Below are 22,985 nucleotides of genomic sequence, written 5' to 3'. Positions count from 1 at the left end.
AATAAAGTATTGTTACCTGTAAAAAGCCTTTAGCTCCGTTTTCTGCTGGTTTAGCAATTCTTCGCAACCTATACCTGTCAACTAACCCGATACTAAAACTCTTTTACCTTATGAGCAAAAAGCTGTTTGTTTTATTATTTCTGGCTATACCCTTTGCAGGACTCGCACAAAAGGCGGTACTGAAGCCACAGCAATTATTACAGGATGTGAAGGTGCTTGCTGCCGACTCGATGGCGGGCAGGCGTAGTGGCACTGAGGGTAACCGTATGGCGCAGGCTTACATTGTTTCCAGATTTAAAGAGATTGGCCTGAAGGAGTTTAAGGGCACTTATGAGCAGCCTTTTAAAATTGATTCAAAGCGGGTGGTAGTAGATAAGGCCACTAACCTGATCGGCTATATTCCCGGCAAATCAGATAATGTAATTGTGATCTCGGCACATTACGACCATATTGGCACTAACAAGGGAGAGGTATTTAACGGGGCCGACGATAATGCCTCTGGTGTGGGGGCTTTACTGGCTGCGGCAACTTATTTTAGGCAGCACAAGCCCCGGCACACACTCATTTTTGCAGCTTTCGATGGAGAAGAACTTGGCCTGCAGGGCGCAAATGCTTTTCTTGAAAGTGCTCCGGTGCCGCTTCAGCATATACTGCTGAATGTAAACATGGACATGCTCAGCATTAACAGCAAGGGCGAGCTTTATGCCAGTGGCACGCATCATTACCCTTTCCTGAAACCTCTCCTGGATAAAGTTGCACCGAGAGCCAAGGCAAAGCTGGTGCTGGGACACGATAAGCCTGAGCAGGGGCACGACGACTGGACCAACCAGTCAGACCACTACCAGTTTCATAAGCGCCAGATTCCGTATGTTTATTTCGGTGTGGAAGATCATCCGCATTACCATAAGGCAACCGATGAATTCAGCAATGTAAATGCAGCTTTTTATCCGGATGCTGCTGCCCTGGTTATCGATTTTATTAAGCTGGCAGATGCCGAACTGGATAAACGGAAGCAGTAGCTTTTACTTTATTCCCGATACTCTATTAAATACCTGGTATAAAACATTAAAGCTATTGTACTGAAGGCTGTACGATAGCTTTATTTGTTTACGTTCTGGAGCTGTGGGTATTCTCATCCTGCTATCTTTTCAGGGATAAGTATATTATCTTTTTTTTATATAAGCCGTACTATCTGTAGAAGACAAAGGTGCTACATCTTTGTCTGGCCTGAAAGCTGCACCAGTATGTGTATGTCTCTTTCTTCGTTATGTAAAGTGTAATTGCTTCTGTCAGGAGCTTCAGGTACTACCTTTTACTTTATAATCTATTGATATTATGGGCAGGAAATGCTTTGTTTTCCTTCTGGTTTTCCAATTATTTACTGTATTACCTGTTGCTGCGCAGTCGAGTTTCCTGCGGAAAGTTGGCCGAAGCAATATACCTGAGCAAGGGCTGGTGCTATATGCCGGAGTAGGGGCGACAGGGGTAAAAAGTGATATATGCGGCAGCTTGCCATGCAACAATATTGGGCCTTATGTGAGCCTGGGAGCTTTGTATAAAATGACGAGCACCTGGGGAATAAATGTAGAGGCAAATTACCTGCGCCTGGGCGCGAAGGAGAAAGTGCCTGAACTGAATGTTGCTTTTCAGAGCGAAGTAATTGAAGTGTCTGGTTCTGTTATTATTAATTTGCTGGATAGCTATAGCGGCTCCGGCAATTACAGATCTTCCAGAAAGCGCTTTGTTGTACCTTATGTAAAAGTAGGTGGAGGCTTTATATACTATACAGCCACTTCATACCCGAGTGAAAGTAGTAGCCTGAACGAATCCGGAATGACCTATGATCCTGAGCGGAAGTATCCTGCCATTGCGGGTGTAGTACCCTTTGGAGGCGGGCTTCGGTTCAGATTTTCTGATTATATAAGTGTGGCGCCTGAGTTGATGTACCACTATACCACATCTGATTACCTGGACAATATAGGACCTCGCATTATGGCTGGAGGGAAATCAGATCATTTTGCTATTGCTGCGATCAGGGTAATGTATACGCCCAGCAAGATCAACGATATCTTCTCAAAAAAGAGATAAAGAAGCTGTTATTTTTAAGTTCAACTACTGCTACTGCCTGCCGTATTGTAATGCAATAAGGCAGGCTTTTGTATGTAAGGGCCTGTAATGCATAAAGAACAGGATAACAGATGAGATCTACAGACAAAAGAAATTTATGGTGGCTGGCTGCAGGAGCAGGAGCTTTGCTGGCTGCCAGGGCCATTTCAAGAAAAGCCAAAGCCTACAGCTTTAAAGGGAAAGTTGTACTGATAACAGGAGGTGCCAGAGGTTTTGGCCTAGTTATGGCAAGGCTGCTGGCTGCCGAGGGTGCAAGGCTGGTGCTATGTTCCCGCACCAGGGCACAACTCGAAAATGCCCGGCTGGAATTGGCCGGAAACGGTGCCGATGTGATAATAGAAACCTGTGATGTTTCTATAGAAGAGCAGGTAAAGGGCATGATTGAGAAAGTAGAAAAAGAGTTTGGCCCTATTGATGTGCTGATCAATAATGCCGGGATGATTCATGCTGGTCCGGTGGCAGAGGTTACCGTGGAAGATTTTAAAGAAGCAATGGATGTGCATTTCTGGGGACCTGTGTATACAACGCTTGCTGTACTACCCGGCATGAAGAAGCGTGGCGGCCGTATTTTAAATGTTTCCTCTATCGGAGGTAAGGTTAGTGTACCGCACCTGCTCCCATACAATGCAAGTAAGTTCGCTTTGGTAGGGTTATCAGAAGGCTTTAGAGCGGAGTTGAAACAGTACAACATTTTGGTTACTACAGCCACTCCCGGACTGATGCGTACAGGTAGCACTGGACAGGCTTTTGTAAAAGGCCAGCACAAGAAAGAATATGCCTTGTTTAAGATACTGGACTCAAGCCCGCTTACATCTAACAGTGCAGAGCAAACGGCACGCACTATTTTAAATGCGCTGCGCCATGGCGATGCTCAAGTAACTACTACACTGCCTGCCAAAGCTGCAGCCCTGCTGCATGGCATTTCTCCCTCAGTTACAACAGATCTACTTTCGCTCGTAAACAAGGTGCTACCGGGAGAGGGTGGCATTGGTAAAAACAGGGTGAAAGGGTCTCAGAGCGAGTCGGCCTTATCTATGTCTGGTTTAACCTCGCGTACGCAAAAAGCAGCACAGAAAAACAACGAGTAAGAAACCGGAAATTGAATAACACAATTTCATGTTAATTTTGGGTATGCAGATGGAGCCGCTGGTAGTACAGCTGCAATGGCATAACCTGCCTTATGAGAAATTTATGTAGAATATGCAGATAAAAAAACGTGAAAGAGCTTACGATGGCTTTTTTAAAATCGACAAATTAACTGTGGAGCAGGATGGGCAAAGCTTTGTGCGGGAACAGTTTATTAGAGGAGAAGCGGTAGCCGCCTTGGTCTATCATACAGGGGAGGGTAAGTACATCCTGACGAAGCAATATAGGGTTGGCCCCGAATCTGATCTGATAGAGATAGTGGCCGGCATGGTGGATGAGGGAGAAGATCCTGAGAAAAGTATCCGGCGCGAAGTGGAAGAAGAAATCGGGTTTGCTATCGATAAACTGGAATACATCTGTTCCTTTTACTCTTCACCCGGGGGCATTACCGAAAGAGTGCTCCTGTATTATGCAGAGGTTTCGCATCAGCATAGCAGCGGAGGAGGGAAGGATGAGGAAAACGAGCAAATCGAGATTATCACCTTTAGTCCGAAAGAGCTACAGGAACTGGTAACAGAAGATGCCAAAACTATTATTGCGCAGCAGTGGCTGCAGTTAAAAAACAGATAAAATAAAAGTGCCTGCGCTATAACAATCGCAGGCACTTTTACAGTTGCCGGTTCTAGTTGCGCATATCACGCATCAGGCTGCGGGCATCTGCCGTGCCTTCTAATGTCAGGTACTCTGCCTGCAACGAGCGGATTTTAAGTTTATCACCGCTGGAAATGTTACCTTCGAGCTGCCGCCTGCGCTGGTTTAGCTGGCTGTACACATGGTCTACATAATCCCAGTCGCTATCCGACCAGTTCTGGCGCTTTGTCCGGACTGCGCCAATAAAAGTTAAATAAGCTTCCCGCACATTCTGAGTAGTAATGGACCCCGGAGCAGCATATTCCCGGAGCAACTGCTCTTCCCACTGGTTTACTTTCTGTGGGTCAAGGGGTGTTTGCTGGCGGCGCTCCTGCCTTTCTTCCCATTGGCTGTAGCGGTCTTTCAGGCGCTTATACTCTTCTTTCGATTCGGTGGTCAGGCTGTCGAAGCCTTGTTCGATCTGTGCATTACGTTCGCGCAGCTTTTCCCTTACCTCTGGCCAGTCAGCCCGAATGGCTGTGTCTGCACGGTCGGTTTTTTCGTTCATCCAGGCACGAAGCTCTTCCAGCCTGTCCTGTGCAGTTTTTCCGGTCTTCATCACCGATACGGTATCTTCATCTGAGTGAGGGTCTACTGTTATTTCCCGGTTCTCAGAAGCCGGGTTTCCATCACAGCTTATCATACAGCAGACAACAGCTAATATGGCTGCTGATTTAAGTACATTGTATATAGTGGGTAGCATAGTGTTTCTGTTATTTATCAATCTTTTCCTTACGTATTGCAGGCTTACAAGATACTAAGCAGGTCAATCAGTGGTTTATCTTTGTTGATGCCGTCGCCTAACAAGAAGTTAGAATTAACAGTTACCGGCAACTTCCCCCTGGCGGGTATGTCTCCGGCCAACAATTTGGCGGCTGCTTCCTGGGCGTGAAAGTGAGCCTGGTATGCTACCAGTAACACCCGGCTTTGCTCGATGCCAGCAAATTGGTTGAGTGCATAGGCGTTGTCAAATAACGTAATCAGGGCTTTATTGCCTGCCGCCAGTTCTGTAACCAGCGCCGCAGCTTCTTTTGAGTATCCCAGGTTATTGCTGGGTCTGGTACTTGGGCCATATAACGCGACAACTACCAGGTCAAAATTGCGGAGTTGTTGCCGGAGTTTCTGGACTTCCTTCGCATTCGCTTTCCGAGAAATGATAAAATCTGTAGTGGTATACTGCCTCTTGAAAAAGCGCTGGAAAGCGGTTGGGCGCACAGCGCCAAACGAAACAGTGGCAATCCTGGTGTTTCTGCGTTGTTTAACCGGAATACTGTTTTTAGCATTGCGCAACAGCGTTAGCGATGCCTCTGCCAGCGCTCTGTTGGTACTGTCAGCCACAGGTGGGTTCAGGTCCTCGTAAAGGTTGTTGAGGTCGATAGGCTTATACTTATCCAGGCCTACCCATTGCTTGGCAGCCAGCATACGTTTGCAGCGCCTGTCTATTTCGGACTGCGTTAGCTCACCTCTGGCAATGGCTTGCTTTATTTCTCTGATAGCACGGGGCACACTGTTCAGGCGTTCGAGTATATCGTTGCCAGCCTGCAGGGCACGGGCCTCAGCCTCGCCGGGCGGAAAGTACTTGGTTACACCCTTCATGACCATGGCATCTGTGAAAATAAGCCCTTTGTACCCTAATTCCTGTTTCAGAAGCCCCGATACAATAGGTTTGGAAAGGGTAGAGGGAAGGTTACTGGTAGAGTCGAGTTGTGTAATGTGCATGTGTGCCACCATCATACCTCCTATGCCTTGCTTTATAAGCTCTCTGAAAGGATAGAGCTCCAGCGAATCCAGCCGCTCCCTGCTATGCGGAATAATAGGGAGGTCGTAATGCGAGTCAATATCTGTATCTCCGTGCCCCGGAAAATGCTTGGCGGTGGCAATGATGCCGTTATCCTGCATACCCTGCATGTAAGCCAAGCTTTTGGCAGTCACAGCCAATCTGTCTTCTCCAAAAGACCGGTAGCTGATAATGGGGTTAAGCGGATTATTATTGATGTCAGCAACAGGAGCAAAATTAACATGCATGCCCAGCCGCTTAAATTCAGAAGCCACTTCGGCACCCATTTTATAGATAAGGCCATTGTCTTCCAGGGCACCTAACTGCATCTGGAAAGGGTACTGTACAGTGCTGTCGAGGCGCATGCCCACACCGGTTTCTGCATCCATCGAAATAAGTAAAGGCACTTTTGAGGCAGCCTGAAACCTGTTGGTAAGCTTTGCCTGCCTGACAGGGCCCCCCTGGAAAAAAATAATGCCGCCAACCTTATACTCTTTAATGAGGCGCATCACATCGGCTTCGTAGCCAGGGCCTTTATCAGAAAACGCTTCGATGATGATAAGCTGTGCAATTCGTTCGTCCGGCGTTAGTGTTTTGAATACAGAATCTACCCAGCGGGAAGGGCTCTCCAGTGCCTCTATGACATTGGCCGGAGGATGGGTGGCATACGTTTCTTCTGGTGGAATATATTGCTGCTGCTGACCGGCCGTAGCTGTTGGTGCTTGTTTGTTATCGGCCCCGTTACACGAAAATAAACTAGACGCCAGTAAAATAAAACCTGCCTTTAATAATAATGTATATTGCCTGTTCAGAAGGAGGTGCCAGTGGTCCATTTGTATTGTAGAAGCTGAATGCCACATGTAATACTTGCTTTAAATTAATTTGTTGTGCCTCTTTGCTGCCCGCAGCTTTACATCAGCAAAGCTGCGCCGGAGGAAATGTAACGTACGAAATTTTAAACGGCAGGTATTGTTTTAGTAGAGATCTGCATGCACCAGAATAATAATGAAGGAAGAGAATTCTCGTTTTGCTTATAGTTTTTTACCAGGAACATTGTTTGTTCTGCTTCTTTGCCTGATCAGCTTTCTTACTTATCTCACTGATGCTGACCTGGTATGGTTAGGTGTATTACCACGCCACTTTTTTGGACTGATAGGCATCGTGACGGGGCCACTGGTACATAGCGGTCTGACGCACTTGCTATCAAATGCTTTTCCGTTGGTATTACTCTCAGGCTTTATTCTGTTTCAGTACAGAAAAACAGCCGGGCAGGTATTTTTGCTGGTGTATGTGCTAAGCGGTGTGCTCACCTGGTTTATTGGCAGGCAGGCCTATCATATAGGTGCAAGTGGAGTGGTATACGGGTTGGCCGGTTTTCTTTTATTTAATGGCCTGATCCGGCGCGACAGAGGATCATGGGCTGTATCGCTGGCGGTGCTGTTCTTATACGGCGGGCTGTTCTATGGCCTGTTCCCGAACGAAGAGCGCATCTCCTGGGAAGGGCATATAGGCGGAATGATAGCAGGACTGGTGGCTTCTCTGGCAACCGATAGCCGGCAAAAGACTACACCGGCAGGTGAGCCTGATGAACCGGCCAGCAAACTAAACCTGAACCATCCGCACCTGAGCAGTACTCTTGGTGCAGCATACAACAATATACACATTATTTATACCATTACCTCTTCATCTGAAAAGCCGAAAGTTATATATGCCGGTTCTGCCGGCCCGGAAGAAAATACCACGACGAATATCATAACCCCTGCTTCTCCTCCTGCGTCATAAGTACATATTGTTACGATACCTTATGACAGAAAATAAAGGAGAAACCAAGCAGAGCAAATGGCCATTAGTCTTAACGGGACTCATTCTTGTTGGCTTAGTAGCGTCTTATTTTTTTATACCGGCTTTTCAGGAAACCATAAGGGAGGGATGGCAGGTAATGACCAGCGGCGAAGAAGAACGGATCTCGGAATGGGTAAATCAGTTTGGTTTTTGGGGGCCTTTCTTTATTATATTAGCTATGGTGGCGCAAATGTTTCTGCTGGTAGTAAATGTCGTATTATTGATGCTGGTTGCCATTCTTGCCTATGGGCCAATATGGGGTTCGCTAATTGCTATCGTAGCTGTACTGGTGGCTTCTACCATTGCTTACCTGATCGGTCATGGTTTAGGAGAAGCGGGGGTGAGCAGGTTAATTGGCAGTAAAGCAGAGAAAAAAGTAGAAGGCTTTGTGGAAGAGTATGGCATATGGGCGGTAGTTATTGCCAGGATTTCCCCTTTCCTTTCGAATGACGCTGTAAGTTTTGTGGCAGGTCTGGCGGGTATGGGATACATCAAGTTTATAAGTGCCACACTGGGCGGCATTATACCGCTTACGGTGTTACTTGCCTGGCTGGGAGAGAATAACGACCGTTTAAAATCAGGTTTAATTTGGGTTTCGGCTGTTAGCCTGGCTGGGTTTATTGGCTATGTGCTGTACGACAAATACGTTCGGAAGAAGGACTAAGAAATGCTGTTTATATGTCCGTTTCTAAGCAGAGCAGGTGAAAAAAATCCAACCCGTTTTAGCAAAATCTTAACAGCACATTTTGCCTGAAATAAGGCTCCCTGAAAAAATATTTTAAGAAAAATAACCTCATATGCACAACCAGTTATATAGCCTCCTGTGCATTTTGAGTAAACAAGCCTATATATAAGTAATTCCTGCCTGGAACAAGAGCTGAAAAAAGAATTGTGCTTTAATTTCAAATATTTGATAATCAAATACTTGTAATGAGATTTAACAAAAAGAGCTGCAATAATTCTAGTAACCAGCCGCAGCCACCTGTTTACCTATATAGTTAAAGATTTATTTTGAATTTTTAAATAATATTTTGCAGAATACTTATTGCATCTGTTTGTATTAAAATATTTGATTTATATGCTAGAGGAGTAACATAGTATAACTCTTTCAATTAAGTTCCGTTTAAGCGGTTTATTGTTTTAAAAATGATGTTCCACTAAACGGATTGCCTATGTTAAAGTATAAATTACTAGCGACTGCATTTTCCATTTTTGTGGCCTTTGCTGATGAGATTTCAGCATTTCAAGCAGAACCTTCTGAACCTAAAGCAGAAAATATTGAACTAGAATGGCCCCCTAATGATGTTGAAGAACCCCCTGTTGATAAAGCCCCTGCCACTTTTACAGTTTCTGCTTCAGTTTACTACCCGGAAGTAGGCCAGACGCAGGGAGATCCCTTCACTACGGCAGACGGATCCAGAATCAATAAAAAGAACCCCGGCAAACACCGTTGGATAGCAGTCTCGAGAGATTTGCATAGCCGCTGGGGTGGCGATATAGAATACGGTGATTCTCTGTGGGTAACAGGTATTTCAGATGAACTTGATGGACTGTATATCGTAAGAGATACCATGCACAGAAGAATTAAAAACAGAATTGACATTTTAGTTGGCCGTCAGGATGGGGTGATGGGCTTCTGGAATGAAGTGAAAGTAGCTAAGCTTGATTAGCAGCCTCAACAGCCTCTCTCATTTCCCCTTCATCTCTAACTTAAAATACCTCTCCGTTTTGCCATTGGTGTAGATAATCCATTAATTTGAAGATTAAAGGTATGATGATGTCTATAACCAGAGAAGAAGCACAAGCTTTGCTTCAGCAAATGACAACAAGTGAAAGTCTTCTGCGCCACGCTCGTACTGTTGAGCTGGTTATGAAAGCCTATGCAGAAAAGTTAGGAGAGGATTCACAAAAATGGGGAATAACCGGCCTTTTACATGATGCCGATTACCAGGCCTATCCGGAACAGCATCCGAAAGTTATTGTAGGGTTGCTCGAGGAAAGAGGCGAAACGGAAATGGCCCATGCCATATCGGCGCACTATACAAAATGGGGCGTATCTTACGATACCTCGTTGGATAAGGCGCTGATAGCCTGTGATGAGATAACAGGCTTTATAGTAGCCTGTGCCCAGGTAAGGCCAGCCAGGCTGAGCGGACTGGAAGCTAATTCTGTTCAGAAGAAACTGAAGCAAAAAAGTTTTGCCGCATCCGTTGATCGTGATGAAGTACGCCTGGGAGCTGAACTTTTCGGGGTGGAGCTGAAAGAGCATATCGCCTTTATTATACAGGTGTTGCAACAGCACCAGGAAGAGCTTGGCTTAGAACCCCAGCTTCAGGGAGAGGCATAACAAAAGCGGCTGCCTCCAGAGGAAAGGTAGCCGCTTTTGTTATAATCCTGCATCAGGTATAAGGTTTGGTTAGCTCAGGTGCTGTAGTATCTTAAAACCTCCAGCCCTTCTTTATTGTCACTGGCCTCCACTACTTCATCTATCACGGTTTGAATTTCTGCTTCAGACCAATTCTCTTTTTCAGCAGCTTTTACGAAATCGTTCAGGGCCTCGAAGCGTGAAGCGGCAGGAGCCAGATTCATTTTTACTTTCTTCTTGATTTGCATGTCTGTTGTTTTGCCAATTAGTATTGGTTCTGATAGCTCTGCTCCTGGGTACTTCTGGACGGATTACTCTGTGCTTCTTTAGGTACACCCATTTTCTCTTCCCGCCTTTGCTGGTACTGTGCAAACTGCTGTGGAGTAAGCACATCTTTGATTTGTGAAAGCCTTGTCTGGCTGATCACATCCATCTGTTGTGCAAACTGCTTGGGATCTGTTTTATACTTTAGTCTGGCATCTTCCACCTGCTGCATGCTCAGCAGGTTAATAGACTGCACCTTTTTAACCTGGGCAGCAGTTAAACGAAGGTTCTTTGCCATGCCGGCTGTTAGTTCTTCGGCCCGTTGCTCCAGAGATTTAGAGGTCGTTTGGGTTGCCTGTGTGTTGGGGCCTTGTGCATACGAGGCAAAGGCTATAACGGTAAAAAGTATAGCAAACGTTAACTGTTTCATAAGCTTATTCTTGTTTTCACTCCTACTGCAAATTCTGTTCCTAAATAACAGCACTAAGCTAGCTTAGCTGCATAAGTGCGGGTGTTGTTTTTTAGATCAAACTTTATTGGGTTACGATTCGCTATGGAAAAAGACTTTGTAAAAGTGCATGCCTCGTTCTTCGTCGAACCCACGCTCTACATACTGCTCACTTTGCTCCGGATTGTAGCCGCTAAACTTAATTTCTATCTGTGTGTCCAGCTTTATAAAATTTCTGAACTTCCGTTTCATATTACGCACCGTATTTTTGTTGATGGCAAAATCCTGGAAACCTTCAATGTCTCTTTCCTCAGCAAAAGCCTGGCTATAGTTCTTGAATCTTTCTGCCGACTCAGGCTCATCGATCACGCTGCTGGTAAATTCTTCCAAATTGAAGTTATCGTTCTTGGAGAAGTAATCTACGGAGCGGCTGATAAAATCTATTTGTTCTTTTTTACTTTCACTTTTTGCAAATACTTCTTCTGAAAAGTCTTTGCAAAGGTTTAAGTACGTTTTTGTATTAAAGTTGGTGTCTTTAATTTCAGCAACGCCCAAAAAATCCTCTTTCCAGAAAAGGGCATCGGTGCTGTTCGCATCTACCAGTTTTACACGGTACCCATCTTCTGCTTCGGTATTAAATATCAGGCAGCCTTTGTCTACGCTTTTCAGGTTGATGCCTGCATGGTAGCTCATGCTCAGGTCGCCGCCAGCTTCTTCAAAAGAGAGGAAGTTATCTTTGTTTTCTGATTTGAAAATGCCAATGGCATCCACATAGTCTTCTTCCATTAAGCAGCCTGAAAAGTAAGCTACGTATAGCTCTCCGCTTTTTACCTTCGGATGGTCAGACTGCTCATACAGGTGGTTGAGAATATGTACAGTATAGGCATAAAATTTTTCCGGTTCGTTAAACATGAGCGTGGCATATGCAAACAACTCATTTAAAGCCAGATCAGAGGTGTGCGTAAAGCGGAAGTATTCTTCTTGTTTGAAAGGAGATAAGAAGTAGCCTAAGAGTAGCTGGCTAAGCTGCTCATCGCGCAGGTCTACCAGATCTTTTGCTATCACAACGCCTTCTTCTTTCGATTTATTTCCTACCCGGTGTACTGCTAATGTATTCAGGCGAACCTGTACTTTTTCGTTCATACTTTAATTTTCAAAACTGCTATAGCAGCCCAGAACTGCTATAGTTGCAAAGGTAAGGGAGCAGAATCATAATGTTAAAGTTTTTATTGATCAGGAACTGTTGCAACATGCAGAATATAGGTTGCTAAAAAATAAGCGCTTCTTCTTCAGCAATATACAATGATGTGTATACAGCTATTTCCACTGATTTAAATTTCTTGGCACGGTTTTTACATAACTCTATGTAAGCGGCGCGGCTTAAATTGAACAAGTTAAATGGAGGAAGTCATGAAAAAGATATTTTTACTTATAGCGGTGGTGCTAGGGATTGCAGCAACTAAAGTGAATGCACAGGACCAGCCAGTTCGCTTTGGGATTAGAGCAGGTGTTAACTTAGCCGACTGGCAAGGAGAAACAATGACAAGTGTTACAGATCTGATAGAATTATCTGACGGAGCCGTGAGCCGCAGCATGCGCGAAGGCTTTCATGTGGGTGGATATGTAACAATACCTGTATTACCAGGATTTGAAATTGAACCGGGCTTACTGTACTCTCAGAAAGGAACGCGTATTACAGGTACGTTGCCTATAGAGCAGGTTGACTTTTTAAATGCGAGAGTTAATATAACCAATAAAGCTGAGTATATCGATTTACCGGTGCTAGCTAAATTATATGTGGCCGATGGGCTGTATCTGTTTGGAGGCCCGCAGTTCTCTTACCTGGTATCCAATAAAGTAAAAGTACAGGCAGGTGCTCTTGGTTTTAACGCGTTGAACCGTGAGTGGGATATGAAAAGCGGTTTCCGCGAATTTGATACCGCCTTAACAGGTGGTGCAGGCTACCAGTTTACAAATGGTCTTAATTTAAGTGTTGGTTACGACCATGGTATGAGTACTGTAGATCAGAATGGAAACTTCAATACCTATAATCGTGTTGTTAAGGCATCAGTTGGATTCACATTCTAAGCTGATGTAGATAGTTAAGTGTTTTAGTGATAAAACCCGGTTGCTGCCCTGGCAGTGGCCGGGTTTTTAATTTACAGCATAATGCCACTCTGGACGCACAGTCGGTAGCCTTGCCCGTGCAGGTTTACAATCTCTACAGAAGCATCCTCTTTTAAATATTTCCGAAGTTTGGCAATATATACATCCATGCTGCGGGCGGTAAAGTAGCTGTCTTCATGCCAGATGCGCTGTAAGGCTGTTTCCCGTGGCAATACATCGTTTATATGCTGGCAAAGCATAGCCAGTAGTTCAGATTCTTTAGGCGAAAGCTTCTGTTCCTGCCCTTTAAAAAAGAGTAAGCGTAGTTTAGGCTGAAATGCATACTTCCCGATTCTATACTCCGATTGTTCTGTTCTAACGGCTGGTGTTCCTGTTTTGCGGTTAAGTACAGCTTTAATTTTGTAGAGCAGTACTTCAGAATCAAAGGGTTTGGTTATATAATCGTCAGCCCCGATCTTAAAACCTTCCAGCATATCCTCTTTCATGGTTTTGGCAGTCAGGAAGATCAGGGGCACAGCAGGGTTGAGCTTCTTTATTTCTCTGCCGAGTGTAAAACCGTCTTTTTCGGGCATCATCACATCCAGGATGCACAGATCATAGTCGGCTTTACGAAATGCTGTAATTCCCTGGCAACCGTCTTTGCAGAGCGTAACATCATAGTCGTGTAGCTCCAGGTAATCTCGCAGCACAATTCCGAAGTTCGGATCGTCTTCGGCCAGCAGAATTTTTTGGATAATTTCAGCCATAGGTTTTATAGGTATGATGAGGTGTAGACTAAGTAAAGGAATTTAAGGCAGTTGCCTGGTTAGCTCAACGGTAAATAAATTTCAAACCTGCTGCCTCTGCCTGGTTCGCTCTTAAGTTTAATGTCGCCGTGGTGCGCCTGCACAATAGCTTTTACATAGCTAAGGCCTAAGCCAAAGCCCTTTACATTGTGCAGGTTGCCTGTAGGTACCCTATAAAATTTATCGAATACACGCTGCTGTGTATCTTTCGTCATACCAATGCCCTTGTCCTCTACTGCAATCAGAATGCCGCCATTAATGTTCTGCGTACTCAGATTTATTTCAGGACTGCCGGGAGAGTATTTGTTAGCATTGTCGATCAGGTTGCAGATCACATTATATAAATGCACCTCATCCGAACGTAGCTCGTGTTCCAGGGCGTTCAGTTGCATCGAAATATGCCCAAGCCGCTGCTCTATCTGTAAGTTAATGCTTTCAATAGCTCTTATAATGAGGGTATGAACATCAACTTGCTGCAAATTCATTTTAAACTCGTTTTTTTCGAGCAACGCAATCTGCAGTACATTCTCTACCTGTGCATTCATGCGCTTGTTCTCTTCCCGGATAATGTTGGTATAGTACTTTATCCTTTCCGGTTTCTCATAAACCTTTGGATTGGTTATCGAATCAGTGGCAAGTGAAATGGTGGCTATAGGAGTTTTAAACTCATGTGTCATGTTATTGATAAAGTCGTTCTTCATATCAGAAAGCTTCTTCTGCTTGTAAATAATATGAATGGTAGTGCCAAAGGTGGCAATAATTACAAGTGTGAACAGGCAGGAAAGCGCCATCATACCCCACAGCGAGCGGAGGGCATAAGTTTTACTCTGTGGAAAATATATACCTAAAGCGTCTGACTTGTCAAATATGTCATTCGGAAATAAGCTGGCGCTGTAGCTATGCGTAAGATCGGATTTGGCCAGGCGCTCCACATGTTTTACAGCAACCGTATCCTGGTTGTTTGAAACTATCCAATAGCCAAAGTCCAGGGTAATGCCCTTGTTCTGTAGTTCAGTTTTTAAAATACCAGGCAGTTCAGTAAGGTTTAAGCGCTTTTCCAGTGGAACATCTTTTACCACATATTCCACCACCATCTTTTGAGCTACATCAAGAAGCTTGTCTTTCTTAATATCAACTCTTTCGATACTGGCTACGTTTTTCTTCAGGTTTGCCAGCGTTGGATTTTTCAGTTCTGAGGCTGGCTTAGTTATAAGCACAGGCGTTGCTGTTGCCTTTTTTATAGATGGTTCAGGGCGTGGTGCCGTAGCTCCCTGCCAGAAAGTAACGCCGGCACCGGGTGTGTTTCTTTTACCATGCACATAAACAGGAGGTACAAGGCCTTTCTGATAAATTAAAATACTGTCTGCGGATACGCGTATAGAAGCAATGTCGTCTGCTTTAATACGCTCAAAGAATTCGATATGCTTTAAGCTGTCCAGCTTGGTGGCCATGTGGCGCAGTGTATCAAAAGAAAACTGAATAAGCCTGTTGTTGATCTTTAAGCGATTGTTTTTTCCGTTGCTGAGCAGGCTGTCCAGTTTGGTTGATGTTAAAGGAATTTGCCTGCCCTGAAGGCGGTTAAAGAAAATGGTATCGGACTGTACTACTCTGAAGGTTGGCTCTTTTCTTTCTGCCTGAGCAGGAGAGGCTGCTAACTGCCTTACCCCGCGTAAAGATAAACTTCGTTGTGCAAGCGCTGAATCAGCGCGCGCGGTGCCCATGATGATTACCTGATCCGTTGCACCATTTGCTTTATCGGGTGTAAAAGTACTATAAGTAGTAATAATCTCTTTCCCGTTGAGCTGCTTCAGCACCGTTGTTGATTGTGAGCTCTTTTGAGGAGCCGTGGCTTGTTTGGGTGGGGCTTGTGTGGGTGTAATCTGTGCGGCAGGTTTTGGTTTGGTTTCGGTTTGCGTTGGTTTTACCTTAACAGGCGAAGCTGGTTTGGGTGCTGGCACAGTGGAGGAATCTTCGAGCGAAGCCATCTGGTTGGTAACCACCGATACTGCTTCGTTTGTCTCCAGTTTTTCCACTACTTTGGCTAGCGCCTCATTCACGCTCCGGTCAAACTGCTCCTGCTTTACTTCAATGGCATTGTTAATCCAATACAGCTGCAGCCCCACTACGCCCAGTAGTGAGATGCTCATCAGCATGATTACTCCTATAATGGTATACTTATTCACAAACCAAATTTACATTATTTGCTGCGTACTTTTAATTTTTTAACTTTTCTTTAACCTTCTGGCCTTAAGGATGCTGTAGTAGTTTATATGTGCCTTTCGTGGTCTGATTCAGGCAAGGCAGTATGGGCAGGCAGACACATGTGAGATCCGGCTTTTCGCTTGCTAAAACCTTACATTAGCTAATTTCAGGCGTAGCTGATAAGTATAATTTAGTGTTCGCCATGGCTTTTTTGAGGCGATGTATCGTACATATTTTAATGCGCTGAAATAATTTTTTAAATAACTGATATTCAATACAATAAAATGAATATTTAAAGTCATTTTTTGCACTATTTGTGAGCTGACTATGTTTCTAATATGAACTAAAACACTGAAAGCTAAAGAGAATGAATCAACCAAGTAAAGAAACAAAAGTGCTGAAACGTTCAAAAATTGAAAGCTATGATATAGCAAAGTCTGATGAGACGATGCACCTGGCTGTTGACCTGGCTAAATTCATTAAAGAGAATAGGTTATACCAGAACATACAAGGCAAAGAATATGTGAACGTGGAAGGCTGGCAATATGCGGGTGCGCGTTTGGGTATTCTGCCTGTGGTGGAGCACCTGATCAATATCAGCACAGATGATGAAATTAAATACCAGGCGAAGGTTAACCTGCTTGATTTGAGAAGTGAGCAGGTGGTAGGGGCAGGTTTTGCGATTTGCTCTAACCGTGAGCAGGGTAAAAAGTACTACCAGGAATTTGCTATTGCTTCTATGGCACAAACCCGTGCTATTGGTAAAGCTTACCGTAACATACTGGCCTGGATTATACGGGCTGCCGGTTATGAGCCTACTCCTGTAGAGGAAATGGATTATAGTGGCAACGAGCCGGCTAAAGTAGAACAGCGACAGGTAGAGCCATCTGAAAAGAAAGCAACTATGAGGGCTGCATCTGCATCTGCATCTGCGAAGGAGGTTGAAGCATCAGCTCCGGCAGCAGCGGCAGAAACTCCTGCAGTAAAATATGCTTCGGCGAAACAGAAAGAGGAAATCATACGCCTGTTAAACAACCCTGTGATTACACGCCAGGAGAAAACTAAGATGTTGCTTAACATCAACAGGCTTGACGAAGAACGTGCTTCCCAAGCTATAGAGAAACTGAAGAAAGTAATAGAAGAGCGGGAAGACGGACAGTCGGCCGCAGCTTAAGGAACATGTGTACAAACAAGAAGGCCCGCTACTGTTTAGTGGGCCTTCTTGTTTGGGCGGTATAGCAACCGAGGCGGCTGTATGTGCCGCTACACTGGCACATCTCAAAAACAATTATAGCTTTTCAACAACCAGTTTTACCTGTTTGGGAGCATTATCCTGGCCTGTGCCCGGAAATGGGTTAACTTCTAACAAGGTAAATTGATAGGTGACATCTGCAAATTCTATAGCTGTTTGAGCTGTTGCTTCTATTGATGCAGACTGGCAATCTCCGGTGCAGAGCAGCAGTTGTTTGTTTTCTCCTTTCTTATCAGAAGCAAACAGCTTTACAGAAGCATAGCCGGCCCAAATACAGTTCGAATTAGCCGGGCATCTGCCATCTATAATTTCCTGTACCTCCAGCGACAAGGCAGCCTGGCCATTCGCACCCTTTAAAATAGCCTTGTCGCCTTGCCCCATGTTAAATTCCTTACCCAACTGCAGGTTTTTTAGGTTGCTGTAGGTGTCTGCTTTTCGGCATTGGCAAAAAAGTAAACACAAGAATAGCGGAAGTAGTATTGCTTTCATACATGGTGGTGGGTTTGTTTATAAGATACTTTAAGATATAAATTGGTTGCACAGGCTGCAAAGTTTTAAAGGATATTCGTTCTGGTTTAAAACGGAAGCAAGTAATCTTATAGCGTAGGAACAGCACAAGCAGCTAAAAATTAGGTGTTTTTAATTTGATAAGCTATATTCATACCATCTATAAAACCCCTAAATTATGAAAAAGATACTATTATGGCCCTGCCTTCTGGCGCTGCTGTTTACCTGCTGCTACTTTACAGAAAATGATGAGCCGGTTGCTGCTAAAGAAGATAAGATCCTGGTTTTTTCTAAAACAGTCGGTTTCAGACATGAATCAATTCCGGCAGGTGTGGCAGCTTTAAAGAAGTTGGGGAAAGAGCACCAGGTACAGGTAAGTGCTACAGAAGATGCTGCTGTGTTTAATGCTGATTCTTTAAGCCAGTATAAAGTTGTTGTTTTTTTAAGTACAACGCAGGATGTGCTGAACGATAAGCAGCAGGCTGCCTTTGAAAACTATATCAGAAAAGGAGGTGGATTTGTGGGTATACACGCTGCAACCGATACTGAGTATAACTGGCCATGGTATAATAAATTAGTGGGAGCATATTTTGTAAGTCATCCTGCTACTCAGAAAGCCGCTATCGATGTAGTAGATCATACCCATGCTTCTACCAAAGCACTTCCTAAACGCTGGGAACGTGTTGATGAATGGTATAATTTTAAAGATATGAACCCGGATGTAAAGGTTTTGGCCAAACTGGATGAAAAATCTTATAAAGGGGGCGAAAATGGCGACAACCACCCGATTGCCTGGTATCATGAGTTTGACGGGGGCAGAGCTTTCTATACTGGTTTAGGTCACACAACTGAAAGCTACAGCGAACCACTCTTTTTGCAGCACATCTGGGGCGGAATTGAGTACGTTATGGGAAAATAAAGTGGTGGTATCCGAAGACATGAAAAGCAGGCAAAGCGCCTGCTTTTCATGTTTATCAGAATCGCTTTCTTCCTGAAAATGTTCTTGCTTTCGTGCCTGCCGCCGTTAGTCCTTTTAATGTACTCACCTCCTCAGTAGTCAATTCTCTGTATTCACCTGGTTGTAGTGCAGCGAGTGTAAGTGGGCCAATAGCGGGGCGTATAAGGCGAAGTGTTGGGTAACCAACCGCAGCTGTCATGCGGCGTACCTGGCGGTTCATGCCTTGCGAAATTTTAATTTCTACCCAGCAGGTAGGTATGTTCTTGCGGAAGCGGATAGGCTTGGACCGTTCCCATACCTGCGGTTCATCAGGCAGCAGCCTGACCTTGGCAGGAGACGTTTTAATATTTTTAATGTATATCCCCCGCCTGAGTTCTTCCATTGCTTTTTCGCTGGGTATGCCATCTACCTGTACCCAATAAGTTTTCTCAATTTTAAATTTAGGATCGGAAAGGCGGTGTTGCAAGGCTTTATCGTCGGTAAGTAATACCAGGCCCTCACTGTCGTAATCGAGGCGGCCAACCGGGTAAATGTCCGGGATGTTTACAAAGTCTTTGAGAGTTGCACGACCCGTTTCGTCGGTAAACTGGGTGAGCACTTCGTAAGGTTTATTTAGTACAATGTATTTCAAAAAGAGCGGGTTTATAGTTACATGAGATTACCTGCTTTTTAAGCGTGAAGGCACCAGCAACTTCTTAATTCTTCGTATTCCGGGCGAAGCAGCGAAAGAATCAAAGAATCTTCAAGTATACCATCTACCATGTAATGACCACGCAAATTGCCTTCTTCAGAAAAGCCGTAGTACTTTAATAATTTGGCTGAAGGTATGTTATATGATGCTATCAGTGCCTCGATACGATACAGGTTCATCTCTTCGAAGCCAAAGATAAGAATTGCTTTTAAAGCCTCCTTCATTAAACCTTTGCCTTTGTCGTTATCACAAAAAAGCTCGTATTCAATTTCAGCGCTGCGATTAGCTTTTACCCATGTATGGTAGCCGCATTTACCAATCACGCTTCCGTCGAGCTTGTCCAGCAAATGAAAGCTTTTAAAATTAAATAAGTCGGTGCTATAGTCTTGGTAAAAGCTTTTCTTTTTTTCCTGCAGTGCTTCTTCAGAAGAAAGTCCCATATAGTCTTTTATTTCTTCATCGGTGCAGGATGTGAAAAGGCGCTTATACATTTCAGGATTCAGTTCCCTGAGATAAAGCCTTTCAGTCTCCAGGAAAACTGGTTTTATTTCTTCAGCGGCAATCATGTTACTTGCAGTTACAGCCTTGTAATTTATGAACCTAACTACTTAAAGCTACGAAGGAATAGGTTTTTTAATGGGATTTTAATCAATTATTTTATTAAATATTACTAAAAAGACTTAAAACTTAACAAATTAGTAACTGCCATTGTATTTCCTGATAAACCATTCGGAACAAATCAGAAACAGGATCACGAAGAAAAGCCACTTCATGTCTACCAGATCATTAAGTTCTTCAGAGCTATAGATAACATTTTTATAGTCGGCATTCAGTATGGCAGCTTCCAACTGACCGAACTGGGCGGGATAATATAACCTGGAGTTGGTATTGCTGGCCAACTGGTAAAGCAGGTTATGGTCTGCTACTGCATTTAAGGCCTCTAGTTGCAGTTCATCTACTATAAATTCGCCCTTATCCTGCTGTAAAGAATTGTTGATGCGGGCCGAAGCTGCATAGGTATAGCGCCCGCCGGGCAAAGTGCCGATATTTACGCCAGCCTGGTTTTCACCGTTAGCAAAATTAAATGTTTTCTTTTCACCCGCTTCATTTCTTACTTCAAGGGTAATATTCTGCCCGTAAATAGGTTCCAGCGCCTCATTATAGGCCTCTGCCTCAAAGCGTATCTCATCGGAGTTGGTGTACTCATTTTGCACCGGGTACACGTTCAGGCGTTTCTTATTACGGGGAGCACTCAGAAGCTGAACCAGGTTGGTGATTAACTTATCGTAAACAGCGGCTTGTTCGTGGTTAGCGGCTTCAGTTAAACGCCATTGCCAGGTGCCTGAAGCCAGCAGTGCCGCGTTTCGCTTGTCACCCACCGTTTGTACTGTCAGTAAAGGTTTGTTGGTACGTACACGCCCTACCTGCTGATATAGCACGGTTTCGGTGTTTGGGGTTAGCTGGTAATCACCGTAGGGCACAGTGGCCGGAGGAAACTGCTGCAGGCGTTCCGTTGCCTCCTCTGCCACCTTAAATGTGCTGAAATTAGGATTGATAGCGCTGGTAACCTCATCCGTTTGCCCGGGAGAGTTAATCCGAATGCCCACATTAAGATTATTGAACCCACCCAGATCACTCTGCGGGCCTACTATGTAAAGGGCGGGCAGATTCTTTTGCCGGACCAGGTTCAGGGCAGCTTCTCCGCCGGATGTGCGGCCTGGTAACTGGTGGAGTACCGCCACATCGTAATCCTGCTGTTTTAAAGTTGTAAGCCCTGGAATAAACAGTTCGGTTTCGTAGTTCTCGTTCGACTCAATGGCTGCACGAAGGGCTTTTATATCAGGGTGAGGTGCGGCGGCGGCTACAAGTATCTTTATTTTTCCTTTAACAACATCAATATATGCATGTTTGGTATTGTTAAGAGTAGTAAACTCTCCCTGCTGCGGTACTACCTCTACCTCATAATGACGTTTGCCCAGGCCACCGGCCATCACCTGGAAAGGCACCTGTTGGATTGACTGGTTTGCTTTGAGGCTGATTGTTTTTCGCTCCAGGGTTTTGCCGTTTTCCTTTAGAACCACCGTAGCTGTTGCTCCGCCGAATCCTTCGTGCAGCAGTTCAGCCTCTAACGGAAATCGGTTGCCGCTGTAGGTTACTTTGTTATAGCGCAGGGATGCCAGCACAATGTCCTTTTTGGGAACAGTATCGCCGACAGCTATTGGGTAAATAGTATAGTTGTAGTTTGCATAGGTGGGGGAGGTGCCCTGGTTAATGATACCATCAGAAAGTAAAACAACACCTGCCAGGTTCTGTTGCGCATACTCGTTGCGAATGTTGCTTAGTAACTGGCTCAGGTTTGTAGCCTCTGCTTCGTACTGCAGCTCTTCCAGGTTTTGAGGTGGCGCAGTTGTGCCAAGCGTTTTTACATTTGTTAGAAAGCCCTCGCTTTCTAATTTTGATCGTAGGTTCTGAAGGTTTGTTTGTGCCTGTTTGAGTTGCACCGAATCAGTAAACAGCGAAACAGATTGCGAGTTATCTACTGCAAATACTATTGTAGGTTTTTGGGTAGAGTTGGAGATATAGCGAACCAGAGGCCCCAGGAGCAGGAAGCACAAAAAGCTGACTACAGCAAATCGTAAAAAGGCAAGGCCGTAGTTAACTGATCTGGGCCAGGGGGTACGCTTACTGTACAGCAGCCAGGCATAGAGCAAACCTGCCGCTAAACAAGCCAACACTAACCAGGGCGAATAGGTAGTTATCAGTCGGAACGAAGACACTTATTTTGAATTATGAATTTCGAACTATGAATTGCTTGCGGGAGTGGATGCTGTTTGCAGTTTTGTTCTTGTAATGCTGCTTCCAAACACACAGATACTTAAAGATAAAACAAAAAGACCAATGCTACTAACGCAAAAGTTATAGCATTGGTCTATATTATAGTTATTATAGTTCTGGGTTATGAATTCTGAGTTTCAAAACATACCAACTCAGGACTCATAACTTAATCAGGTTAGCATTCCACCATCTACCTGCAGTACCTGACCAGAAATATAAGAAGACTGATCAGAGGCCAGGAATACGGCACAGTTAGCTACATCCTCAGGTGTTCCGCCTCTTTTCAGCGGAATAGCCTTACGCCATTCATCTACTACTTTCTGATCTAGTTCACCTGTCATTTCGGTTTCGATAAAGCCTGGTGCTATGGCATTGCTGCGGATGTTTCGGGAGCCCAGTTCCAGGGCAACAGACTTGGTAAAACCAATAATACCTGCCTTAGAGGCAGCATAGTTGGCTTGTCCAGCATTACCTTTGATGCCTACTACCGAGGTAATGTTAATGATAGATCCGCTTTTAGCACGCATCATGTGCTTGGTAGCACCTTTGGTCAGGTTAAAAACAGATTTCAGGTTCGTGTTAATCACCGCATCCCATTGGTCTACTGTCATGCGCATTAACAGTCCGTCGCGTGTAATGCCGGCATTGTTTACCAATATGTCTATTTTGCCGAACTCAGCCACTACATCTTCAATAAGCTTTTCTGCCTGTGCATTGTCTGATGCATCTGAGCGGAAGCCTTTTACTTTTCCGCCACTGGCAGCCAGTTCCTGCTCTAAAGCTTGCCCTTTTTCTACACTTGATAAATAGGTGAATGCCACCTGTGCGCCCATCTCAGCAAATTTCTGAGCAATGGCACGCCCTATGCCTTTGGATGCTCCCGTAACGAGAGCTACTTTTCCTTCTAATGCTTTCATAAAGCCAAAGTTAAAAAGATTTTTTTATCTGAAAGAGCGAAGCGGAACAAGAACTATAGCTTTTTACAAATATTTGATTTGTAATACTTTATTAACTTGAGTGTCAGAAAGA

General features: G+C 44.5%; 23 protein-coding genes. 11 read left to right on the top strand and 12 right to left on the bottom strand.

From position 1 onward, the window contains the following. Positions 1 to 110 precede the first annotated feature (110 nt). The 4 genes from C1N53_RS11665 (at position 111) to C1N53_RS11650 (ending at position 3,843) form a co-directional block, all read left to right on the top strand. Positions 111 to 1,019, top strand: a complete 909-nt coding sequence (locus C1N53_RS11665) for a M28 family peptidase (protein ID WP_137759476.1) — start codon at positions 111 to 113, stop codon at positions 1,017 to 1,019. A 316-nt stretch (positions 1,020 to 1,335) separates the two neighbouring features. Next, complete coding sequence (locus C1N53_RS11660; protein ID WP_240773204.1) at positions 1,336 to 2,088, top strand: porin family protein; 753 nt, start codon at positions 1,336 to 1,338, stop codon at positions 2,086 to 2,088. A gap of 110 nt (positions 2,089 to 2,198) precedes the next feature. Further along, a complete protein-coding gene (locus tag C1N53_RS11655) occupies positions 2,199 to 3,215 on the top strand; it encodes an SDR family oxidoreductase (protein WP_137759475.1) in 1,017 nt (338 codons plus the stop codon). Between the two features lie 112 nt (positions 3,216 to 3,327). Then, entirely contained in the window at positions 3,328 to 3,843 is a 516-nt protein-coding gene (locus C1N53_RS11650) for an NUDIX domain-containing protein (protein ID WP_137759474.1), read from the top strand. Positions 3,844 to 3,895: 52 nt separating this feature from the next. On the opposite strand, the gene C1N53_RS11645 is transcribed toward C1N53_RS11650, so the two are convergent. Then, positions 3,896 to 4,546: a hypothetical protein gene (locus C1N53_RS11645; protein ID WP_240773203.1), complete on the bottom strand. Its 651-nt coding sequence runs from the start codon at positions 4,544 to 4,546 to the stop codon at positions 3,896 to 3,898. Positions 4,547 to 4,650: 104 nt separating this feature from the next. Then, positions 4,651 to 6,540: a glycoside hydrolase family 3 protein gene (locus tag C1N53_RS11640; RefSeq protein ID WP_240773202.1), complete on the bottom strand. Its 1,890-nt coding sequence runs from the start codon at positions 6,538 to 6,540 to the stop codon at positions 4,651 to 4,653. Between the two features lie 145 nt (positions 6,541 to 6,685). Between C1N53_RS11640 and C1N53_RS11635 the strand changes: the two genes are divergently transcribed. The 4 genes from C1N53_RS11635 (at position 6,686) to C1N53_RS11620 (ending at position 9,869) form a co-directional block, all read left to right on the top strand. Then, a complete protein-coding gene (locus C1N53_RS11635; RefSeq protein ID WP_137759472.1) occupies positions 6,686 to 7,462 on the top strand; it encodes a rhomboid family intramembrane serine protease in 777 nt (258 codons plus the stop codon). Positions 7,463 to 7,484: 22 nt separating this feature from the next. After that, on the top strand, positions 7,485 to 8,186 hold the full coding sequence (locus C1N53_RS11630) for a TVP38/TMEM64 family protein (protein ID WP_137759471.1): 702 nt from the start codon (positions 7,485 to 7,487) through the stop codon (positions 8,184 to 8,186). A gap of 508 nt (positions 8,187 to 8,694) precedes the next feature. Continuing rightward, complete coding sequence (locus C1N53_RS11625) at positions 8,695 to 9,192, top strand: hypothetical protein (RefSeq protein WP_206077569.1); 498 nt, start codon at positions 8,695 to 8,697, stop codon at positions 9,190 to 9,192. A gap of 101 nt (positions 9,193 to 9,293) precedes the next feature. Beyond that, positions 9,294 to 9,869: an HD domain-containing protein gene (locus C1N53_RS11620; protein ID WP_240773201.1), complete on the top strand. Its 576-nt coding sequence runs from the start codon at positions 9,294 to 9,296 to the stop codon at positions 9,867 to 9,869. A 74-nt stretch (positions 9,870 to 9,943) separates the two neighbouring features. Here the strand turns inward: C1N53_RS11620 and C1N53_RS11615 are convergent, their stop codons facing one another. The 3 genes from C1N53_RS11615 to C1N53_RS11605 all read right to left on the bottom strand — a co-directional run bounded on the left by C1N53_RS11615 (position 9,944) and on the right by C1N53_RS11605 (position 11,742). Further along, complete coding sequence (locus tag C1N53_RS11615; RefSeq protein WP_137759470.1) at positions 9,944 to 10,135, bottom strand: hypothetical protein; 192 nt, start codon at positions 10,133 to 10,135, stop codon at positions 9,944 to 9,946. 17 nt (positions 10,136 to 10,152) lie between these two features. After that, positions 10,153 to 10,581, bottom strand: coding sequence for a hypothetical protein (locus C1N53_RS11610; RefSeq protein WP_137759469.1), 429 nt, complete (start codon positions 10,579 to 10,581; stop codon positions 10,153 to 10,155). A gap of 111 nt (positions 10,582 to 10,692) precedes the next feature. Then, on the bottom strand, positions 10,693 to 11,742 hold the full coding sequence (locus C1N53_RS11605; protein WP_137759468.1) for a nucleoid-associated protein: 1,050 nt from the start codon (positions 11,740 to 11,742) through the stop codon (positions 10,693 to 10,695). Positions 11,743 to 12,009: 267 nt separating this feature from the next. Between C1N53_RS11605 and C1N53_RS11600 the strand changes: the two genes are divergently transcribed. Next, entirely contained in the window at positions 12,010 to 12,687 is a 678-nt protein-coding gene (locus C1N53_RS11600; protein WP_137759467.1) for a porin family protein, read from the top strand. A 71-nt stretch (positions 12,688 to 12,758) separates the two neighbouring features. On the opposite strand, the gene C1N53_RS11595 is transcribed toward C1N53_RS11600, so the two are convergent. Beyond that, a complete protein-coding gene (locus C1N53_RS11595; RefSeq protein WP_137759466.1) occupies positions 12,759 to 13,472 on the bottom strand; it encodes a response regulator transcription factor in 714 nt (237 codons plus the stop codon). 59 nt (positions 13,473 to 13,531) lie between these two features. Then, positions 13,532 to 15,694 (bottom strand): ATP-binding protein, encoded by a 2,163-nt coding sequence (locus C1N53_RS11590; RefSeq protein ID WP_137759465.1) that lies wholly within the window; start codon positions 15,692 to 15,694, stop codon positions 13,532 to 13,534. A 386-nt stretch (positions 15,695 to 16,080) separates the two neighbouring features. On the opposite strand from C1N53_RS11590, the gene C1N53_RS11585 reads away from it, so the two are divergent. Then, positions 16,081 to 16,887, top strand: a complete 807-nt coding sequence (locus tag C1N53_RS11585) for a hypothetical protein (protein ID WP_137759464.1) — start codon at positions 16,081 to 16,083, stop codon at positions 16,885 to 16,887. 114 nt (positions 16,888 to 17,001) lie between these two features. Here C1N53_RS11585 and C1N53_RS11580 read toward each other — a convergent pair whose 3' ends face one another. Further along, complete coding sequence (locus C1N53_RS11580) at positions 17,002 to 17,364, bottom strand: hypothetical protein (RefSeq protein WP_137759463.1); 363 nt, start codon at positions 17,362 to 17,364, stop codon at positions 17,002 to 17,004. Positions 17,365 to 17,650: 286 nt separating this feature from the next. Here C1N53_RS11580 and C1N53_RS11575 point away from each other — a divergent pair, with 286 nt between their 5' ends. After that, complete coding sequence (locus tag C1N53_RS11575; protein WP_137759462.1) at positions 17,651 to 18,391, top strand: ThuA domain-containing protein; 741 nt, start codon at positions 17,651 to 17,653, stop codon at positions 18,389 to 18,391. 55 nt (positions 18,392 to 18,446) lie between these two features. Here the strand turns inward: C1N53_RS11575 and C1N53_RS11570 are convergent, their stop codons facing one another. The 4 genes from C1N53_RS11570 to fabG form a co-directional block, all read right to left on the bottom strand. After that, positions 18,447 to 19,061 carry a pseudouridine synthase gene (locus C1N53_RS11570; protein ID WP_137759461.1) on the bottom strand — a complete coding sequence of 205 codons (615 nt, stop codon included), beginning with the start codon at positions 19,059 to 19,061 and terminating at the stop codon, positions 18,447 to 18,449. A 38-nt stretch (positions 19,062 to 19,099) separates the two neighbouring features. After that, positions 19,100 to 19,687, bottom strand: a complete 588-nt coding sequence (locus C1N53_RS11565; protein WP_137759460.1) for a GNAT family N-acetyltransferase — start codon at positions 19,685 to 19,687, stop codon at positions 19,100 to 19,102. Between the two features lie 129 nt (positions 19,688 to 19,816). Then, the gene (locus C1N53_RS11560) at positions 19,817 to 21,898 is read right to left on the bottom strand and encodes a VWA domain-containing protein (protein WP_137759459.1); all 2,082 of its coding nucleotides are present in this window, start codon (positions 21,896 to 21,898) and stop codon (positions 19,817 to 19,819) included. Between the two features lie 228 nt (positions 21,899 to 22,126). Then, positions 22,127 to 22,873, bottom strand: a complete 747-nt coding sequence (gene fabG, locus C1N53_RS11555) for a 3-oxoacyl-[acyl-carrier-protein] reductase (protein ID WP_137759458.1) — start codon at positions 22,871 to 22,873, stop codon at positions 22,127 to 22,129. Positions 22,874 to 22,985 lie beyond the last annotated feature (112 nt).

The organism is Pontibacter sp. SGAir0037 (assembly GCF_005491705.1).
In the GTDB taxonomy this organism is placed as follows: Bacteria; Bacteroidota; Bacteroidia; order Cytophagales; family Hymenobacteraceae; genus Pontibacter.
Note: the sequence above shows the minus strand (reverse complement) of the source record. Positions and strands in the feature narration are given on the sequence as shown.

Coding starts and splice junctions, on each gene's coding strand:
- C1N53_RS11575 (WP_137759462.1), top strand. CDS start 17,651: ATGAAAAAGATACTATTATGGCCCTGCCTTCTGGCGCTGCTGTTTACC.
- C1N53_RS11660 (WP_240773204.1), top strand. CDS start 1,336: ATGGGCAGGAAATGCTTTGTTTTCCTTCTGGTTTTCCAATTATTTACT.
- C1N53_RS11585 (WP_137759464.1), top strand. CDS start 16,081: ATGAATCAACCAAGTAAAGAAACAAAAGTGCTGAAACGTTCAAAAATT.
- fabG (WP_137759458.1), bottom strand. CDS start 22,873: ATGAAAGCATTAGAAGGAAAAGTAGCTCTCGTTACGGGAGCATCCAAA.
- C1N53_RS11655 (WP_137759475.1), top strand. CDS start 2,199: ATGAGATCTACAGACAAAAGAAATTTATGGTGGCTGGCTGCAGGAGCA.
- C1N53_RS11635 (WP_137759472.1), top strand. CDS start 6,686: ATGAAGGAAGAGAATTCTCGTTTTGCTTATAGTTTTTTACCAGGAACA.
- C1N53_RS11650 (WP_137759474.1), top strand. CDS start 3,328: ATGCAGATAAAAAAACGTGAAAGAGCTTACGATGGCTTTTTTAAAATC.
- C1N53_RS11640 (WP_240773202.1), bottom strand. CDS start 6,540: ATGTGGCATTCAGCTTCTACAATACAAATGGACCACTGGCACCTCCTT.
- C1N53_RS11610 (WP_137759469.1), bottom strand. CDS start 10,581: ATGAAACAGTTAACGTTTGCTATACTTTTTACCGTTATAGCCTTTGCC.
- C1N53_RS11600 (WP_137759467.1), top strand. CDS start 12,010: ATGAAAAAGATATTTTTACTTATAGCGGTGGTGCTAGGGATTGCAGCA.
- C1N53_RS11625 (WP_206077569.1), top strand. CDS start 8,695: ATGTTAAAGTATAAATTACTAGCGACTGCATTTTCCATTTTTGTGGCC.
- C1N53_RS11595 (WP_137759466.1), bottom strand. CDS start 13,472: ATGGCTGAAATTATCCAAAAAATTCTGCTGGCCGAAGACGATCCGAAC.
- C1N53_RS11665 (WP_137759476.1), top strand. CDS start 111: ATGAGCAAAAAGCTGTTTGTTTTATTATTTCTGGCTATACCCTTTGCA.
- C1N53_RS11620 (WP_240773201.1), top strand. CDS start 9,294: ATGATGATGTCTATAACCAGAGAAGAAGCACAAGCTTTGCTTCAGCAA.
- C1N53_RS11605 (WP_137759468.1), bottom strand. CDS start 11,742: ATGAACGAAAAAGTACAGGTTCGCCTGAATACATTAGCAGTACACCGG.
- C1N53_RS11645 (WP_240773203.1), bottom strand. CDS start 4,546: ATGATAAGCTGTGATGGAAACCCGGCTTCTGAGAACCGGGAAATAACA.
- C1N53_RS11565 (WP_137759460.1), bottom strand. CDS start 19,687: ATGATTGCCGCTGAAGAAATAAAACCAGTTTTCCTGGAGACTGAAAGG.
- C1N53_RS11615 (WP_137759470.1), bottom strand. CDS start 10,135: ATGCAAATCAAGAAGAAAGTAAAAATGAATCTGGCTCCTGCCGCTTCA.
- C1N53_RS11630 (WP_137759471.1), top strand. CDS start 7,485: ATGACAGAAAATAAAGGAGAAACCAAGCAGAGCAAATGGCCATTAGTC.